Consider the following 17775-nt stretch of genomic DNA (forward strand, 5'->3'; position numbering starts at 1 on the left):
GCCGCGCGGCGGATCGCCATGGCGTCCCCGGCGCGATGCCTTCGGCGCATCGGCGGCGATGTCGCGGGCGCCTTCGCGCAGATCATGACGGCGGCTCGGATTGCGGTCCGGCCCGGCGCTTCCCCGGCGCAGGGCGGGGGGTGCGGCGTATGAGCGGCAAGGACAGCCCGGCCTCTCCGCCCTGCCTGGCGGCCGAGATCGCGCCGGATTATTTCGACCCGCTCGCCGTCGAGCCGCAGCAGGCCCGCGACGTGGCGCGCTGGCGCAAGGCGCGGCGCGAGGAGTTGCTGGGCCGCCGCGCGGCGCTGAGCGTCGCCCAGCGGCAGGCAGTGGCCGAGGCCATCGGCGGCGCGCTGGACGCGCTGCTGGCCGCGCGGCTGCCGGAGCTGCGCGGCCGGGTGGTCGCCGGCTATTGGCCGATCCGGTCCGAGCCGGATCTGCGCCCCTGGCTGGCCCGCCTGCACGACCGCGGCGCCGTGCTGGCCCTGCCGGTGGTCGAGCGCCCTGCCAGCCCGCTGGCCTTTCACCGCTGGAGCCCCGGGGCGCCGATGCGCCGCGGCCATTGGAACATTCCGGTCCCCGCCTCGGCCGAGACGGTGGAGCCGGACGTGGTGCTGGCCCCGCTGGTGGGCTGGGACGGCCGGGGCTATCGGCTGGGCTATGGCGGCGGCTATTTCGACCGGACGCTGGCGGCGCGGCGGCCGCTGGCGGTCGGCACCGGCCTGCAATCCGCCCGCCTGGCGACGATCTATCCGCAGCCCCATGACATCCCGCTGGCGGCCATCGTCACCGAAACCGGCCTGCAATACGACGGCGCTGCCCCGGCGGGCCGCTGACCGCCAAATCGCAAAAGGTCTTGTTCAGGATATTGAGCAAGGCCGATTGAAAACCCCGCTGCCTTGCCCTATGGCTTTCCGGGCCGGCCGCAACAGCGGCGCAGCACCGGCGCAACTCCAGCAGGTGGGACAAGATGAGCTATCCGGATACGCAGCTTTTGATCGACGGAATCTGGCGCCCGGCGCGGGACGGGCGCAGCCTGCCGGTGCTGAACCCGGCCACCGGGGCCGAGATCGGCCGTGTCGCCCATGCCGGTATCGCCGATCTGGACGAGGCGCTGGCCGCCGCCGGCCGCGCCTTCGCGGATTGGAAGCGCAGCTCTCCGCTGCATCGCTCGGACCTGATGCGCAAGGCCGCGGCGCTGCTGCGCGAGCGGGCCGAGCCCATCGCCGCGCTGATGGTGGCCGAACAGGGCAAGCCGCTGGCGCAGGCGCGGATCGAGACCCTGGCCGGGGCCGAGATCATCGAGTGGTTCGCCGAAGAGGCGCGCCGCACCTATGGCCAGGTCATCCCGCCCCGCGTGCCGGGCGTCACCCAGCTGACCGTCAAGGAACCGCTGGGCCCGGTCGCCGCCTTCACCCCGTGGAATTTCCCGATCAATCAGGCGGTTCGCAAGGTTTCCGCCGCGCTGGCGGCAGGCTGCACCATCATCGTCAAGGCGCCCAAGGAAACCCCGGCCTCGCCGGCCGAACTGATCCGCTGCTTTGCCGATGCCGGCCTGCCGGCGGGGGTGGTGAACCTGGTCTATGGCGATCCGGCCGAAATCTCGGGCTACCTGATTCCGCATCCGGTGATCCGCAAGGTGTCCTTCACCGGCTCGACGGCGGTGGGCAAGCAGCTGGCGGCGCTGGCGGGGCTGCACATGAAGCCGGCGACCATGGAGCTGGGCGGCCACGCGCCGGTGCTGGTCTTCGACGATGCCGATGTCGATGCGGCGGTGGCGGCCATGGCGGCCGCGAAACTGCGCAATGCCGGGCAGGTCTGCATCTCGCCCACCCGCTTCCTGGTGCAAGAGGCGGTGGCGGACCGCTTCACCGAAGGTTTCACCGCCGCACTGGCAGCCGCCAAGGTAGGGCCGGGCATGGACTCGGACAGCGCCATGGGGCCGCTGGCCAACGAGCGCCGAATCCCCGCCATCGAGCGGCTGATCCGCGACGCGCTGGACCGCGGCGCGCGACTGGCGACCGGCGGGGCGCGGATCGGCAACGAGGGCTGGTTCTTTGCCCCGACCGTGCTGACCGATGTGTCGGCGGATGCGGCGGTGATGAACGAGGAACCCTTCGGCCCCATCGCCGTGGTCAACCGGTTCCGCAGCGACGACGAAGCCTTTGCCGAGGCGAACCGGCTGCCCTATGGCCTGGCCGCCTATGCCTGGACCGGCAGCTCGGCCCGGGTGCAGCGGTTGCAGGACGAGATCCAGGCCGGGATGCTGACCATCAACCATATCGGCCTGTCGCTGCCGGAATTGCCCTTCGGCGGCATCGGCGATTCCGGCATGGGGACCGAGGGCGGCTCCGAGGCGATCGGCGCCTATCTGCAGACCCGCTTCGTCACCCGCAGGGGTTAGAAATCAGGGGCTAGAGATAGGGCGGCGTGCAGGCCGAGACCACCACCGCCTCGCGGTCCGAGATGTTGCGGAAGCGATGCGGCTGGGTCGAGGCGAAAAGATAGCTGTCGCCGGCCTTCAGCACCCGGCTCTGGTCGGCCACGGTCAGCTCGATCTCGCCGGCGATGACGATGCCGCCCTCGCTGCCGTGATGGGCCAGCATGGTCTCGCCGGTATCGGCGCCCGGCTCATAGCGTTCGTGCAGGATCTGCAGGTTGTGCAGCCGCGCGTCGCCGACCTGGCGCAGGGTCATGCGCCCGACCGGCCCCTGCGCGGCGGAATAAAGCCGCGAGGTCAGGTCGCGCAGCTCGGCCGGGGTGAAAAAGGGTTGCGGGCTTTGCGGCAGGTCCGGCTCGAAGAACTCGGACATGGTGACGCCCAGCCCGCCAAGGATCTTGCGCAGCGAGGCGACCGAGGGGCTGGAGCGCCCGGTCTCGATCATCGAGATCTGGCCATGCGGCACGCCCGAAGCCTCGGCCAGCTGCCGCTGCGACATGTTTGCCGCGCTGCGCAGCTCTTTCAGCCGCGCGCCCACGTCGAAATCGCTCATCCTTGCCCCGATGCCGTTTTGCGGCAGGTTATCAGGGCCGGGGGTTGCGCACCAGTTCCGCATCCTGCCGCAGATCGAAGAAAGTCATTGCTCAATATATTGAGCATCGTGTAAGCCGATTCCATCAGCATGGAGGTCTGCACATGGAATCGAAGCAGTTGATCGAGCGGCGCAAGGCGGCGGTGGCGCGGGGTGTCGGCACGCGGGACATCTATGCCGTCCGGGCCGAGAATGCCGAGCTCTGGACCGCCGAGGGCCGGCGGATGCTGGATTTCGCCGCCGGCATCGCGGTGAACAATACCGGCCATCGCCATCCCCGGGTGATCGAGGCGGTGCAGCGCCAGATGCAGGACTTCACCCATACCTGCTTCCATGTCGCGCCCTATGAATCCTATGTCGCCCTGGCCGAGCGGCTGAACGCGCTGACCCCGGGCGATTTCGCGAAAAAGACCATGTTCGCCACCACCGGCGCCGAGGCGGTGGAAAATGCGGTGAAGATGGCGCGGGCCTTTACCGGGCGCTCGGGCGTGATCGCCTTCAACGGCGCTTTCCATGGCCGCACGCTTCTGGGCATGGCGCTGACCGGCAAGGTGGCGCCCTACAAGGCCGGTTTCGGCGCCATGCCGCCCGAGATCCACCACGCGATCTTCCCCAACGCCATGGCCGGCGTGTCGGTCGCGCAGGCGATTGCGCATCTGGAGACGCTGCTGGCCTCGTCCATCGACCCCCGGCGGGTGGCGGCGATCGTCGTCGAGCCGGTGCAGGGCGAGGGCGGCTTCAACGTCGCCCCGCCCGAATTCCTGGCCGCGCTGCGCCGCATCTGCGACAGCCACGGCATCGTGCTGATCGGCGACGAGATCCAGGCCGGCATGGCCCGCACCGGCCGCATGTTCGGGTTCCAGCATTCCGGCGTCGCGCCCGACCTGGTGACCATGGCCAAGGGGCTGGCCGGGGGCTTTCCGCTGTCCGCCGTCACCGGCCGGGCCGAGATCGTGGACGCGCCCGCGCCGGGCGGGCTGGGCGGCACCTATGCCGGCAACCCGCTGGCCATCGCCGCCGCGCTGGCGGTGCTGGAGGTGATCGAGGACGAAGACCTTTGCGCCCGCGCCGAGGAAATCGGCTCGGCCATCCGCGCGCGCCTGCAAAAGCTGGCGGGGAGCTTCCCGGCCATCGGCGATGTGCGCGGCCTTGGCGCGATGAATGCCTTCGAGCTGGTGCAGGCCGGCGACCGCAGCCAGCCCGACGCGCAACTGACCGCCGCCATCGTGGCCGAGGCCGAGGCGCGCGGGCTGATCCTGCTGTCCTGCGGCACGCGCTACAACGTCATCCGCCTGCTGCCGCCGCTGACCATTCCCGACGCGCAGCTGTCCGAGGCGCTGGAGATTCTGGAAGCGGCCATCGAGGCGGCGCTGGTCCCGGCCTGAAGGCGGGACGGCCCCTATCCCATGCCGTCCTGCGCCATGCGGGCGGCGAGCCAGTCGCAAAAGGCGGCCAGCGGCTTCAGCCCGGCCTTGCGCGCCGGCCAGGCCAGCCAATAGGCGCCGCTGCCCGGCACGCCCTGCCGCAGCACCGGCGCCAGCCGGCCCTCGGCGATCTCGACCCGGGCCAGGTAATCGGGCAGAAGCGCGATCCCCAGCCCCGAGATCGCCGCCTGGATCATCATCGAGAACTGGTCCATCATCATCCCGTCCAGCGGCGCCGGCGGCTCGGCCCCTTGTCCCCGGAACCATGCCTGCCAGGCGTCCGGGCGGGTCGGCAATTGAAGCAGCACCATTCCCGCCAGATCGGCGGGCGCCGTTACAGGCCGCCGGGCCAGAAGATCGGGCGAAGCGCAGGCGGTGAGGCGTTCATCGAACAGCTTCAGGTGCTCGGCCCCCGGCCAGTCGTCCCGGCCGTAAAAGATCATCGCGTCAAAGGGTTCCTCGTCGAAGCTGAAGCGGCGGAAGCGGGTGGTCAGGTTGATCGACACCCCCGGATGGGCCGACAGGAAATCCGGCAGCCGCGGCGCCAGCCAGCGCGTGGCAAAGGTCGGCAGCACGGCCAGGTCCAGGCTGCCGCCGTCGGGATTGGCGATCAGCGACATGCTGCCGCGCTGGATCAGGTCGAGCGCGGCGGAAATGTCGCGGAAATACCGCTCGGCCGCCTCGGTCGGGGTCAGGCGCTTCTTGTGGCGGATGAACAGTTCCTGCCCCAGCTGCGCCTCCAGGCTTTGCAGCAGCCGGCTGACCGTGCTTTGCGTCAGCCCCAGGTCCTGCGCCGCGCCGGTGACCGAGCCGGTGCGCATCACCGCGTCGAAGGCCAGCAGCAGGCTGAGGTTCGGAAGAAAGCGCCTGTGCCGCAAGAACATTCACCCCGTGCATGAAGTAATGAGGATTATCCATTTTCCGGCCTGGTTTGAAAGCGGTAATGAATGATCCGACAGCATCAGCGCATGAGGCATAACGTGACGACGAAATCGCACAAGGGCAGCCCTTTCTCGTGGTCCGACCCGTTCCTGCTTGAGGATCAGCTGACCGAGGAAGAGCGGATGATCCGCGACACCGCCGCGGCCTTCGCCGCCGACCGGCTGGCGCCGCGCGTCGAGGCCGCCTATCTGAACGAGGAAACCGATCCCGAGATATTCCGCGAAATGGGCGCCTCGGGCCTGCTGGGCGTCACCGTGGACGAGGCCTATGGCGGCGTCGGTGCCTCTTACGTCGCCTATGGCCTGGTCGCGCGCGAGATCGAGCGCATCGATTCGGGCTATCGCTCGATGGCCTCGGTGCAAAGCTCGCTGGTGATGTTCCCGATCGAGGCTTATGGCAGCGAAGAGCAGAAGCAGAAATACCTGCCGAAACTGGCCTCGGGCGAGTTCATCGGCTGCTTCGGCCTGACCGAGCCCGACGCGGGCTCCGACCCCGGCGGCATGCGCACCGTGGCCCGCAAGACCGGGGGCGGCTATGTGCTGAACGGGTCCAAGATGTGGATCTCGAACGCGCCCATCGCCGATGTCTTCGTGGTCTGGGCCAAGTCCGAGGCGCATGGCGGCAAGGTGCGCGGCTTCGTGCTGGACAAGGGCACGCCCGGCCTTTCGGCGCCCAAGATCGAGGGCAAGCTGAGCCTGCGCGCCTCGATCACCGGCGAGATCGTGATGGAGAATGTCGAGGTCGGCGAGGAGGCGCTGCTTCCGAACATCGAGGGCATGGGCGGTCCCTTCGGCTGCCTGAACCGCGCGCGCTACGGCATCAGCTGGGGCGCCATGGGCGCGGCCGAGGATTGCTGGTTCCGCGCCCGGCAATACGGGCTGGATCGCCACCAGTTCAACCGCCCGCTGGCCGCGACGCAGCTTTACCAGAAGAAGCTCGCCGACATGCAGACCGAGATCGCCCTGGGCCTGCAAGCCAGCCTGCGCGTCGGGCGGCTTTTCGACGAGGGCAAGTTCGCGCCCGAGATGATCTCCATCGTCAAGCGCAACAATTGCGGTAAGGCGCTGGACATCGCCCGCCAGGCCCGCGACATGCATGGCGGCAACGGCATCCAGATCGGCTATCACGTCATGCGGCACGCGCAGAACCTGGAGACGGTGAACACCTATGAGGGCACGCATGACGTGCATGCGCTGATCCTCGGCCGGGCGCAGACCGGCATCCAGGCGTTCGCGTGATGGATCAGCCGGCGCTGAAGGGGCTGCGCGTCGTCGAACTGGCGCGCATCCTTGCCGGGCCGTGGATCGGCCAGACGCTGGCCGATCTGGGCGCCGAGGTGATCAAGGTCGAGGCGCCCGAGGGCGACGACACCCGCCGCTGGGGCCCGCCCTTCATCGAGCGGCCGCGTGCAGACGGCACCACCGAACGGGTCGCGGCCTATTTCCACGCCGCCAATCGCGGCAAGCGTTCCGTCACCTGCGACTTCAATGACCCCGCCGACCTGGAGCGGCTGCGGGCGCTGATCGACCAGGCCGATGTGGTGATCGAGAATTTCAAGCTGGGGGGGCTGCGCAAGTTCGGGCTGGACTACCAGACGCTTTCGGCGCGCAATCCGCGGCTGGTCTATGCCTCGATCACCGGCTTCGGGCAGGACGGGCCGCGCGCGGCGCAGCCGGGCTATGATTTCCTGATCCAGGGCATGTCGGGCATCATGGACCTGACCGGCGATCCGCAGGGCGAGCCGCAAAAGGTCGGCGTGGCCTGGATCGACATCTTCACCGGCCTTTACGGGGTGATCGCCGTGCAGGCCGCGCTGGCCGAGCGGGCGCGGTCGGGTCTGGGCCAGCATCTGGACCTGTCGCTTCTGGATTGCGGGGTGGCGGTGCTGGCCAATCAGGCAACGAATTACCTGCTGGGCGGCGCGGTGCCGCATCGGCTGGGCAATGCGCATCCGAATATCGTGCCCTATCAGCTTTTCCCGGCCTCGGACGGGCATCTGATCGTCGCCTGCGGCAATGACCGGCAATTCGCGGCGCTGTGCCGGGTGCTGGAAATGCCCGAGCTGGCGGCAGAGCCGGATTTTGCCACCAACCCCGCCCGGGTGGCGAACCGCGCGCGGCTGGTGCCGCTGCTGGCGCAGGCCACGCGCCGCTTTACCCGCGCCGCGCTGATCGCTGCGCTGGAAGGGGCGGGGGTGCCCGCGGGCCCGGTCAACGACGTGGCCGAAGCCCTGGCCGAACCGCAGGTGCAGGCGCGCGGCCTGCGCATCGCGCCCGAGGGCATCGCCGGGCTGCGCAGCCCGCTGCGCTTCTCGCGCAGCCCACTGGTGACGGAACGCGCCGCCCCGGCGCTTGGCGAGGGCGACTGGCGCTTTCAGGGCTGAACCCTAGCCCTGCCGCCCCGCGCGGCAGGCGGCGCGATAGCCGCTGGGGGTCTGGCCGAACATGGCCCGGAACAGCCGCGAGAACTGCGCCTGGTCGCTGAAGCCGAAGCGATAGGCGACGGCGGCCAGCGACAGGTCGCCCGGCATCTGCAGCATGTCCCGCGCCGCCTTCAGCCGCGCCTCGCGGATGAATTGCGCCACCGTGGTCCCGGTATCGCCGAACAGGTCGTGCAGATAGCGTTTCGAGATGCCGCAGGCCGCCGCGACCGTCTCGGGCGACAGGGCCGGATCGGTCAGGTTGCGTAGGATCGCGTCCTGCGCGCGCTTCAGATGCGCGGCGCGGACCGCCGTGGCGGCGCCGCCGTCGGTTTCCGCCTGCCGGTCCAGCGCCAGAGCCAGCAACTCGATCAGGTGCCGGCCCAGCACGTCTGCCGCTGCGGAATCGGCGGGCATGGCATGGGCGCGGCGCACCGTCTCGGCGAACAGACCGCCCAAGCCCTCGCGCCCGTCGAAGACCGTGGCGCAAAGCCGGTCCGGCTGGCGCAGCCTTTCGGCCAGCGCGCTGCGGGCGATCTTCATCACCAGCAGGTCGTTGCGCGCCTGATAGGCGAAGCGATAGGGCTCGTCGCCGCGCTCGATGAGGAAGCCGCCGGGGGCGCAGGTGATGTCGCGGCCCAGCTGGCGGAACAGCACCGGCGCGAGGCTGGGAATGGTGACCAGGTATTCCTCGGCCTCGCCCTGCCGGATCAGCCCGGGCACCCGTTCATAGCGCGCCGGTTCGGTGCGCAGCCGCGACAGCGACACCGGCCCGGCGCTGCGCCGCTCCAGCCGGCCCTGGAAGGTGGCGGGATCGCGATAGCTCAGCTGCAGCGGGAAATAGGTATCCGCGATGATGGCCGACCAATGCGCCGCGCGTTCGGGCGGCGCGGTCGCGGCGGTGCTGTAGCTTTCCAGGGTCATGATGCGCCTCCCCGCATCGCTTGGGCGATTCGTAGCCTGCCGCGAGCAATCGGGCAAAAGAAAACTGGCGCGAAGGCCGGCGGGCGCCAGATCCTGCCGCGCGGATCGGCAAGCCTGCACGGAACGACAAGTTTCTCCGCACCCAGCGCCAAGACCGGGCGCCGCTGCCGCCGCACCATGGTCCGACCGAAAAGATGCCGCGCCAGGCGGCACGCCGCAGGGAGAAGACCATGACCAGCCGATTCCCGGCTGCCCTGCTGCGCGCGCCCATGCGGCCCAGACAGGGAAAGAGCCATGACCAGACCCAAACCCGACCCCATCACGCTTTCGGTGGTGCGCGGCGTGCTCGAGACCACGCAGCGCGAGATGACGCTGACGCTGGAACAGACCGCCCGCAGCTCGGTCTTCAACCTCGCGCATGATTATTCGACCGCGCTCTTCAATCACACGCCCGAGATGATCCTGCAGGGCCAGGACATCCCCATCCACCTCGGCAGCCTGATCCCGGCGATGAAATCGGTCGCGAGCTTCTTTCAGGGCGACATCCACGAGGGCGACCTGATCCTGCACAACGACCCGGCCTATGGCGGCAGCCATATCATCGATACCTGCATGTATTACCCGGTCTTCTACCAGGGCGAGCTGGTGTTCTGGACCGTCTGCAAGGGCCACCTGACCGATGTCGGCGGCCCGGTCCCCGCCGGCTACAACCCCAACGCGACCGAGATCTATGCCGAGGGGCTGCGCATCCCGCCGGTCAAGCTCTGGGACCGCGGCAAGCCGCGCCACGACGTGATGAACCTGCTGCTGACCAACATGCGCGCGCGCCGCGATCAAGAGGGCGACTTCAACGCCCTGATCGGCGCCTGCCAGGTCGGCGCCCGCAACCTGGTCCGCCTGATGGACAAATACGGCAAGCAGGTGGTGCAGGACTGCATCGCCGAACTGCTGGACATGGCCGAGGCGCATATGCGCAAGCTCATCGCGCAGGTCCCGGACGGCACCTATACCGGAACGGCGGTGCTCGAGGATGCTGGCCACGGCTTCGGCGACATGGACATCACCGCCACGGTGACGATCCGGGGCGACGGCTGCCACATCGCCATCAGCTCGCCGCCGCAGGTGCCCTATTTCATCAACAGCTACGAAGGCAACAGCCATTCCGGCGTCTATCTGGGCCTGATGATGTTCGCGCAATTGCCGCCGCCCTATAACGAGGGGCTCTATCGCTGCGTGACCACCGACATGGGCCCCAAGGGCACGCTCTGCAACGCGAAATCGCCCGCGCCGCACATGAACTGCACCACCACGCCGATGGAGACGCTGACCGACGCGGTACGGCTGGCCTTCGAACAGGCGGCGCCGGCCAAGGTCTCGGCCAGCTGGGGCCATGCCAATGGCTGCAACATCGCCGGCTGGGACAAGCGCCATGACGAGGAATATGTGACCATGGTGCTGGCCTCGATCATCTCGGGGGCGGGGGCCACGGCCAGCCAGGACGGCTGGCATGCCTGCGGGCCGGAATGCTGCTTCGGCGCGCTGACCTCGGGCGATATCGAGATGCTGGAGCACAGCTATCCGATCATCATCCACCGCTATTCCCTGATGCAGGATTCGGGCGGCGCCGGCCAGTTCCGCGGCGGCTCGGGCACCTGCTGGGAGGTCGAGCCGCTGGACAGCCCGATGACGCTCGTCACCTTCGGCGAGGGCCGCCGCATCCCGGCCATGGGCGCGGCCGGCGCCCGCTCGACCCTGATCCCGCCCAAGGTCGGCCGGCTGGAAGTGACGCGGGGCGGCGAGACGCAGGTCATCACCGAAAACGTCATTGAGACCATCCAGCCCGGCGAGCGCGCCGCGAACCGCAATCCCGGCGGCGGCGGCTACGGCGACCCCTATGCCCGCCCGGTCGAAAAGGTGGTCGAGGATGTCCGAAACGGCCTTGTCAGCCTCGAGGGCGCGCGGCTCGACTATGGCGTCGTCATCGCCGATGCCGCGACCCTCGCCGTCGATCACGCCGCCACCGCCGCCCTGCGCGCCGCATAAGCCCTTCTCTGTTTTCCAAATACCCCGCGGGGGTCCGGGGGCGCGAAGCCCCCGGCGCCGGACCCGCGAACCGCAGCCAAAGATGGAACCCGCCATGAAACACCAATATCGCCTTGGCATCGACGCCGGCGGCACCTTCACCGATTTCATCCTCGCCGACCGCGAGGGGGGCTTGCGCATCTTCAAGGCGCTTTCCACCCCGCAGGACCCGACCCTGGCCATCAGGAACGGCCTGGCCGTGATCGAGGAGGAGACGGGCATCGGCCCGCGCGACCTCGTCTCGAACGCCGACCTGTGCATCAACGGCACCACGGTCGGGCTCAATGCGCTGATTACCCATAGCGGCGCCAGGACCGGGCTGATCGCCACCAAGGGCCACGAGGACAGCATCGAGATCCGCCTCGGCCACAAGGAGGACGGCTATCGCTACGACCCGGACTATCCGCCCGCGACCATGCTGGTGCCGCGCTACCTGCGGCGCGGGATCAGCGAACGGGTGATCTCGACCGGCGCCGTCCACACGCCGCTGAACGAGGACGAAGTGCGCGAGGCCTGCCGGCATTTCCTGCGCGAGGGCGTCGAATCGGTGGCCATCAGCTTCGTCTGGTCGGTGCTGCACCCCGATCACGAACTCCGCGCCGCCGAGATCGTGCGCGAGATGATGCCCGAGGCGCGCCTGACCGTCGGCAGCCAGCTCTATCCGCAGGTGCGCGAATATACCCGCACCTCGACCGCCATCGTGAACGCCTATCTGGCGCCGATCCTGTCGCGCTACGTGCAGGCGGTGGACGGCTATTTCCAAGGCCTCGGCGCGCGTCAGCCGGTGCGCTATTTCCAGTCGAACGGCGGGCTGGCGCTGGGGTCGGTGGTCTCGGACCAGTCGGTCTATGCGATCAATTCCGGCCCCGCCTCGGCGCCGCGCGCGGCGCTCTATCTGGGCGAACCCTACGGGCTTTCGGACATCATCACCGTGGACATGGGCGGGACCAGCTTCGACATCACCCTGACCCGCGACGGGCAGGCCAATGTGTCAAAGAACATCGACTTTCTGCGCTATCGCATTGGTATCCCGATGATTCAGGTGGAAACCCTGGGCGCGGGCGGCGGATCGATCGGCTGGATCGACTCGATGGGGCTGATGCAGATGGGGCCGCAATCGGCGGGCTCGGAACCCGGTCCGGCCTGCTATGGCAAGGGCGGCGAAAGGCCGACCACGACCGACGCGAACCTGGTGCTGGGCTACCTGAATCCCGAGGGCCTGGTCGGCGGCCGCCTGCCGCTCAGCGTCGAGAAGGCGCGCGAGGCGATCCGCAAGCACCTGGCCGAGCCCCTGGGCATCAGCGTCGAGACCGCGGCCTACGGCATGTTCACCATCGTCAACAACAACATGGTGAATGCGATCCGCAGGGTTTCAGTCGAGCGGGGCTACGATCCGCGCGACTTCGTGCTGAACTGCGCCGGCGGCGCCACGGGCGCGCATATCACGGCGCTGGCGCGCGAGATGGGCATCGGCAAGGTGCTGGTCTCCAAGCTCGCCTCGGGGCTTTGCGCCTTCGGGCAGATCATCTCGGACGTGAAATACAACTACATGGCCCCCATCGCCGCGCGGCTGGAAGGGGCCGAGGCGGCCAGGCGGCTGGACGAGACCTTCGCCCGGCTGGAGGAGAAGGGCCGCGCCGACCTGCTGGCCGACGATTTCGCGCCCGACCGGATCGGCATCCGCCGCAGCCTGGACATGCGCTATGTCGGGCAGGTGCATGAATGCACGGTCAGCGTCGATCCCTTCCCGATCGACGAGGCGGCGCTGGAACGCCTCAAGGCCGCCTTCCACGCCCGCCACGAGGAGCTTTACACCTATGCCGAGCCGCACAGCCCGGTCGAGGTGGTGAACGTGGAAAGCGCCATTTCGGGCGCGGTCGAGCGGCCGGCGCGGATGCGCATCGCGCAGGGCGCAGGCGCCCATGCGGCGCTGTCCGGCACGCGCGAGATGATCTTCGACGCCTCGGGCCGCAAGCATGAGACCCCGGTCTATGACGGCGCGAAGCTGGGCGCGGGCGACGTCGTCACCGGCCCGGCGGTCATCCAGGAGGTGACGACCACCATCGTCATCGAGCCGGGCTGGGTCGCAGAACTGGACGGCAACGGCGTCTATGTCGTGACCGTGGCCAGCGCCGCCGGCGCTGCGCCCGAAAGGGCCGCGGCATTGACCGAGGCCTGACCAAGGCCTGACTAAGGCCGCGGCGGGGCCGCGCGAGGCCCCGCCCATCCCAACCAATCACAAGAACCAAACAGGGAGCTTCAGCCATGGCTGGATCTTTGGACAATTCGGAAGACCTGGAATTCTCGGACCGGCCGGTGCCGCGCGACCGGCGCATGGGCCGGCTGCCGCTGACCATGGCCTGGTGGTCGGTCTGCTCGGCCATGTTCTACCTGGTCATCGCCGCCTCGCTGGCGCTGGCCTATGGCACAAGGAACGCCATCATCGGGCTGGTGCTGTCGGTCCTTGCCTATGCGGCGGTGAACGCGGTGCTGGTGCGGCACGCGATCCGCACCGGGCTCAGCGTCTCGCTGTTCTCGCGCCTCCTTCTGGGCCGCAGCGGGGCGGCGGTGGCGACGCTGATCTTCTTTGCCACCGCCATCTATTACGCGGTGTTCGAGGGCTCGGTCATCGCCGTCGCCCTGCGGGAATATGCCGGCATCTCCTATCCGCTGGCGGCGCTGGTGGTGGCGGTCTATTCGGTGGCGCTGATCTTCGGCTCGATCCAGAACTGGCTGGATAAGTTCAACGGCGTGCTGCTGCCCTTCTACCTGCTGGGGCTGGTTGCCGCGGTGGTGCTGGCGGTGGCGGAATACGGCTATTCGGACGCCTGGCTGAACCTTGGCCCCGAGGGCGGCACGCCCGCCGGCGGCTGGTGGGACTGCTTCACCGCCTATATGGGCGTCTGGATCCTGATGATGTTCACCTATGACTATGCCCGCTTCGGCCGGCCCGAGGATGCGCGCTTCCACGCCATTATCAACTTCGGCGCGCCCTTCTATGCCGTGGCCTTCCTGCTCAACGGCCTTGTCGGCATCTTTCTGGCTGCCAGCTTGCCGACCGAGGGCGGGGTCTCCGAGGTCTCGGTCGTCTTCGCGCTGGTGCAGCTGATGGGCGTGGCGGGCCTCGCCTTCGTCTGGATCTCGCAGACCCGGATCAACACCGCGAACTATTACCTCGCCGCGGTGAACATGGAGAGCTTTGCCGAGACCGCCTTCCGCCTGCACCTGCCGAAATGGGTCTGGGCCTGCGTGGTCGGCGCCATCGCCTATGCGCTGATGCTGGCCGATGTCTTTGCCTATATCCTGCAGGCGCTGGCCTATCAGGGCATCTTCGTCGTGGCCTGGGTCGGCATCGCGCTGGTCCATATCGCGACGGATCGCGGCGCGGGCGACGCCGATCCGGCGCAGGCGCGGGCGGTCAATCCGGCGGGGCTGGGGGCCTGGCTGCTGGCCTCGGGCGCGGGGCTGGCGCTGCATTTCGCCGGCGGCACCGCGGCCTCGCTTTCCGCACCGGCGACCTTCCTGGTCGCGGGCGCCGCCTATGGCGCGCTGGCCGGCCGGGTGGCGGCGCGCCGGGCGCTGTCCTGACGGGGGCACGGGCCGGTTGCGCGCAGCCGGCCTTGCTGTCAGATTCCGCACCAGAGGATGGCGCAAGGGGCAGCGGGATGCGGGGGGCCAGATGCGGATAGAGCCGGCGGCGCACCGGCCGGGGATGGATCGCTGGCGGCTGGCTGCCGGTCTGGCCTGCGTGGCGGCCGTCCTGTGGCTGGGCGCGCAACTCGCCTATCAGCATTATTTCCGCGAGGGCCATGCCCGCGCTGCCACCGCGCTGCGGCTGACGGTGAACGCGCTCAACGCCGATCTGGCGCGCTACGAGGTGGTGCCGCAGCTGGTCGGCGATCTGGACCTGATCCACCAGCTTGCCGCCGATCCCGGCAACGCCGCCCTGCGGCAGGAAACCAACCAGTGGCTGGCCGAGCAGAACGAGGCGGTGCAGGCCTCGGACATCTACCTGATCCTGCCGGACGGCGAGACCATCGCCCATTCCGGCTATCTTGGTCCCTCCAGCTTTGTCGGGCAGAATTTCAGCTATCGGCCCTATGTCATCGACGCCATGGCGGGCCGGCAGGGGCGGTTCTACGGCATCGGCACCACTTCGGGAGTGCGGGGTTATTTCTTCTCGGCCCCGGTGCAGGACGATGCGGGCCGCATCACCGCCGTCGTCGCGGTCAAGATCGGCGTGGACCGGATCGAGGCCTCCTGGCGCGGCAACCAGTATCGCGTGCTGGTGACCGACCCCGAGGGCGCGGCTTTCCTGTCCTCGGAACCGAGCTGGCTTTACCACAGCATCCGGCCGCTGACGCCGGAACGGCTGGCGCGGACCGAATCCTCGCGCCGCTATGCCGGCACGCCGCTGGCCGAGTTTCCGATGCAGCGGCTGGAGCTGCACGGCGTGCCGGTCTTTCGCCTGCCGCCGGCGCTTGGCGACGAGGCCGGGGGCGGCCACGATTATATCGTCGCCTCGGAAGAGATGCCGGGCGCGGGCTGGACCGTGCATGTGCTGCTGGACAGCGCCGAGCTGCGGGCCGAGGCGCGGCTGGCGGTGCTGAGCCTCGCGCTGCTCTTGTCGGTCGCGGGCTTCGGGCTGATGATGTGGCGCCAGCGTCGCGCGCAGGCGGCCGAGCGGCTGGCCATGCAGCAATTCGCCACCGCCGAGCTGGAGCGCCGCGTGGTCGAGCGCACCGCCGATCTGGCGCGGGTGAACGATCAGCTGGAACAGGAAATCGCCGAGCGCCGCGCCACCGAGGCCGAGCTGCGGGCCGCGCAGGCCAGCCTGGTGCAGGTCGGCAAGCTGGCGGCGCTGGGACAGATGTCCGCCTCGCTCTCGCATGAGATCAACCAGCCGCTGGCGGCGGCGCGCAACTATGCCGACAGCGCGGCAATCCTGATCGAGCGCGGCGAACACGCCCGCGCGCGCGAGAACATCGCCCAGATCCTGCTGCTGGTGGACCGGATGGCCGCCATCGGCAAGCATCTGCGGCACGCGGCAAGAAAGCCCGACGATGTGCTGGGCGCGGTGGCGCTGGCCGGGCTGCTGGAGGAGACGCGCACCATCGCCGCCGCCCGGCTGGCCAGCAGCGGCGCGACGCTCGAACTGGACGTGCCCGCCGACCTGCCGCCGCTGCGGGCGGGGCCGACGCGCTTGCAGCAGGTGCTGGTGAACCTGATCACCAATGCCGCCGACGCGGTCGAGGGCGGCGCGGATCGCCGCATCACGCTTTCGGCGCGGGCCGAGGGCGGGCGCATCGCCATCCGGGTGCGCGACCGCGGGCCGGGCGTGCCCGATGCCATCGCCGCGCGCATCTTCGACCCGTTCTATACCACCAAGGGCATGGGGGCGGGGCTGGGGCTCGGCCTGTCGATCACCGCCAATATCGTGCGCGATTTCGGCGGCGAGATCGCCTGCCGCAACATGGACCCCGGCGTCGAGTTCCGCGTGATCCTGCCCGCCGCCGGCGCCGCCGAGGCCGCCGCATGACCCCGCGCGTGCTTCTGGTCGAGGATGACGAGCAGATGCGCAGCTCGACCGCGCAGGCGCTGGAACTGGCGGGCTTCACCGTCGAGGCGCTGGCCTCGGGCGAGGAGGCGCTGGCGCTGGCCGGTTCGGGCTTTGCCGGCGCGGTGGTCAGCGACATCCGCATGCCGGGCATGGACGGGATGACGCTTCTGGGCCGGCTGCACGAGGTCGATCCCGAGATCCCGGTGATCCTGGTCACCGGCCATGCCGAGGTGCCGCTGGCGGTCGAGGCGATCCGCGGCGGCGCCTATGACTTCATCGAAAAGCCCTTCGTCGTGCAGGAACTGGCCACGGTGATCCGCCGCGCCATCGACCACCGCGGGCTGGTGCTGGAAAACCGCCGGCTGCGCGCCGTCGCCGGCAAGCGCGACGATGTCGAGGCGCGGCTGCCGGGCCGCACCCAGGTCATGGTCGACCTGCGCTATCGGCTGCGTGCCATCGGCGCCTCGGATGCCGATACGCTGATCATCGGCCCGACCGGCGCCGGGAAAGAGGTGGTGGCGCGCACGCTGCACGACATCTCGGCCCGCGCCGGCCGGCCCTTCATCGCCATCAACTGCGCCGCCCTGCCCGAGGCGCTGATCGAATCCGAGCTGTTCGGCCATGAGCCGGGCGCCTTTCCCGGCGCGCTGCGGCCGCGATACGGCAAGTTCGAACATGCGCGCGGCGGCACCGTGCTGCTGGACGAGATCGGCTCGATGCCGCCGGATCTGCAGGCCAAGCTGCTGCGGGTGCTGCAGGAGCGGACGATCACCCGGCTCGGCTCGAACGACCCGGTGGCCCTTGACGTGCGCTTCGTCGCCGTCAGCAAGGTCGATCTGGAGGAGCTGGTCGCGCAGGGCCGTTTCCGCGAGGACCTGTTCTGGCGGCTGAACGTCGCGGTGCTGCATGTCCCGCCGCTTTCGGCCCGGCGCGAGGACATTCCGCTGCTGTTCCTGCAATTGCTGCGCGAGGCGGCCGCGCGCCACAACATCCCCGAGCGCGAGGCGCCCGCCGCCTTCCTGTCGGGCCTTGCCGCCAAGGAATGGCCGGGCAATGTGCGCGAGCTGCGCAACCTGGCCGAGCGTTTCGTGCTGGGGCTGGAAGGGGCCGAGATCGGTCCCGCGCAGGGCGCGCGCCTGTCCGACCGGGTGGCCGAGTTCGAGCGCAGCCTGATCGCCGGCACCATCGCCGCCCATGGCGGCAAGCTGCGCCCGGTCTACGAGACGCTGGGCATCTCGCGCAAGACGCTCTACGAGAAGATGCAGAAATACGGGCTGGACCGCCGCCTGATCCTGGACACCGCCGAGGACGATGCCGGTTGAACGGGCATATGGGTGGAAATCTACCCATCATTCGCGCGCCATGTTACCTTTTCCACCCATTTTTGACCCA

Annotated in this window: 13 protein-coding genes; 10 read left to right on the plus strand and 3 right to left on the minus strand. The window is 69.3% G+C overall.

Going from position 1 to position 17775, the window contains the following annotated elements; translation table 11 throughout:
- The first annotated feature begins 149 nt into the window (after positions 1-149).
- Both L632_RS22200 and L632_RS0107755 read left to right on the plus strand, forming a co-directional pair.
- Positions 150-836, plus strand: coding sequence for a 5-formyltetrahydrofolate cyclo-ligase (locus L632_RS22200; RefSeq protein ID WP_036697611.1), 687 nt, complete (start codon positions 150-152; stop codon positions 834-836).
- 134 nt (positions 837-970) lie between these two features.
- Positions 971-2404, plus strand: a complete 1434-nt coding sequence (locus tag L632_RS0107755) for an NAD-dependent succinate-semialdehyde dehydrogenase (RefSeq protein ID WP_028716586.1) — start codon at positions 971-973, stop codon at positions 2402-2404.
- Positions 2405-2414: 10 nt separating this feature from the next.
- Here the strand turns inward: L632_RS0107755 and L632_RS0107760 are convergent, their stop codons facing one another.
- Entirely contained in the window at positions 2415-2993 is a 579-nt protein-coding gene (locus tag L632_RS0107760) for a cupin domain-containing protein (protein WP_028713022.1), read from the minus strand.
- Positions 2994-3136: 143 nt separating this feature from the next.
- On the opposite strand from L632_RS0107760, the gene gabT reads away from it, so the two are divergent.
- Positions 3137-4417 (plus strand): 4-aminobutyrate--2-oxoglutarate transaminase, encoded by a 1281-nt coding sequence (gene gabT / locus L632_RS0107765; protein ID WP_028716587.1) that lies wholly within the window; start codon positions 3137-3139, stop codon positions 4415-4417.
- A gap of 14 nt (positions 4418-4431) precedes the next feature.
- Here the strand turns inward: gabT and L632_RS0107770 are convergent, their stop codons facing one another.
- Positions 4432-5340, minus strand: a complete 909-nt coding sequence (locus tag L632_RS0107770; RefSeq protein WP_198021803.1) for a LysR family transcriptional regulator — start codon at positions 5338-5340, stop codon at positions 4432-4434.
- An 84-nt stretch (positions 5341-5424) separates the two neighbouring features.
- On the opposite strand from L632_RS0107770, the gene L632_RS0107775 reads away from it, so the two are divergent.
- Both L632_RS0107775 and L632_RS0107780 read left to right on the plus strand, forming a co-directional pair.
- Positions 5425-6636: an acyl-CoA dehydrogenase gene (locus tag L632_RS0107775; protein WP_028716589.1), complete on the plus strand. Its 1212-nt coding sequence runs from the start codon at positions 5425-5427 to the stop codon at positions 6634-6636.
- Positions 6636-7781 carry a CaiB/BaiF CoA-transferase family protein gene (locus L632_RS0107780; RefSeq protein WP_028716590.1) on the plus strand — a complete coding sequence of 382 codons (1146 nt, stop codon included), beginning with the start codon at positions 6636-6638 and terminating at the stop codon, positions 7779-7781. Before L632_RS0107775 ends, L632_RS0107780 begins: the two co-directional genes overlap by 1 nt.
- 3 nt (positions 7782-7784) lie before the next feature.
- On the opposite strand, the gene L632_RS0107785 is transcribed toward L632_RS0107780, so the two are convergent.
- A complete protein-coding gene (locus L632_RS0107785; protein ID WP_028716591.1) occupies positions 7785-8741 on the minus strand; it encodes a helix-turn-helix domain-containing protein in 957 nt (318 codons plus the stop codon).
- A 294-nt stretch (positions 8742-9035) separates the two neighbouring features.
- On the opposite strand from L632_RS0107785, the gene L632_RS0107790 reads away from it, so the two are divergent.
- The 5 genes from L632_RS0107790 to L632_RS0107810 all read left to right on the plus strand — a co-directional run bounded on the left by L632_RS0107790 (position 9036) and on the right by L632_RS0107810 (position 17705).
- A complete protein-coding gene (locus tag L632_RS0107790) occupies positions 9036-10784 on the plus strand; it encodes a hydantoinase B/oxoprolinase family protein (protein ID WP_028716592.1) in 1749 nt (582 codons plus the stop codon).
- A gap of 94 nt (positions 10785-10878) precedes the next feature.
- Positions 10879-13002, plus strand: a complete 2124-nt coding sequence (locus L632_RS22205; RefSeq protein ID WP_028713015.1) for a hydantoinase/oxoprolinase family protein — start codon at positions 10879-10881, stop codon at positions 13000-13002.
- Positions 13003-13088: 86 nt separating this feature from the next.
- A complete protein-coding gene (locus L632_RS0107800) occupies positions 13089-14411 on the plus strand; it encodes a cytosine permease (RefSeq protein WP_028716593.1) in 1323 nt (440 codons plus the stop codon).
- Positions 14412-14502: 91 nt separating this feature from the next.
- Complete coding sequence (locus L632_RS0107805; RefSeq protein WP_156933632.1) at positions 14503-16362, plus strand: ATP-binding protein; 1860 nt, start codon at positions 14503-14505, stop codon at positions 16360-16362.
- Entirely contained in the window at positions 16359-17705 is a 1347-nt protein-coding gene (locus L632_RS0107810; RefSeq protein ID WP_028716595.1) for a sigma-54 dependent transcriptional regulator, read from the plus strand. Before L632_RS0107805 ends, L632_RS0107810 begins: the two co-directional genes overlap by 4 nt.
- Positions 17706-17775: the final 70 nt, after the last annotated feature.

The organism is Paracoccus sp. J39 (assembly GCF_000518925.1).
Taxonomy (GTDB): Bacteria; Pseudomonadota; Alphaproteobacteria; order Rhodobacterales; family Rhodobacteraceae; genus Paracoccus.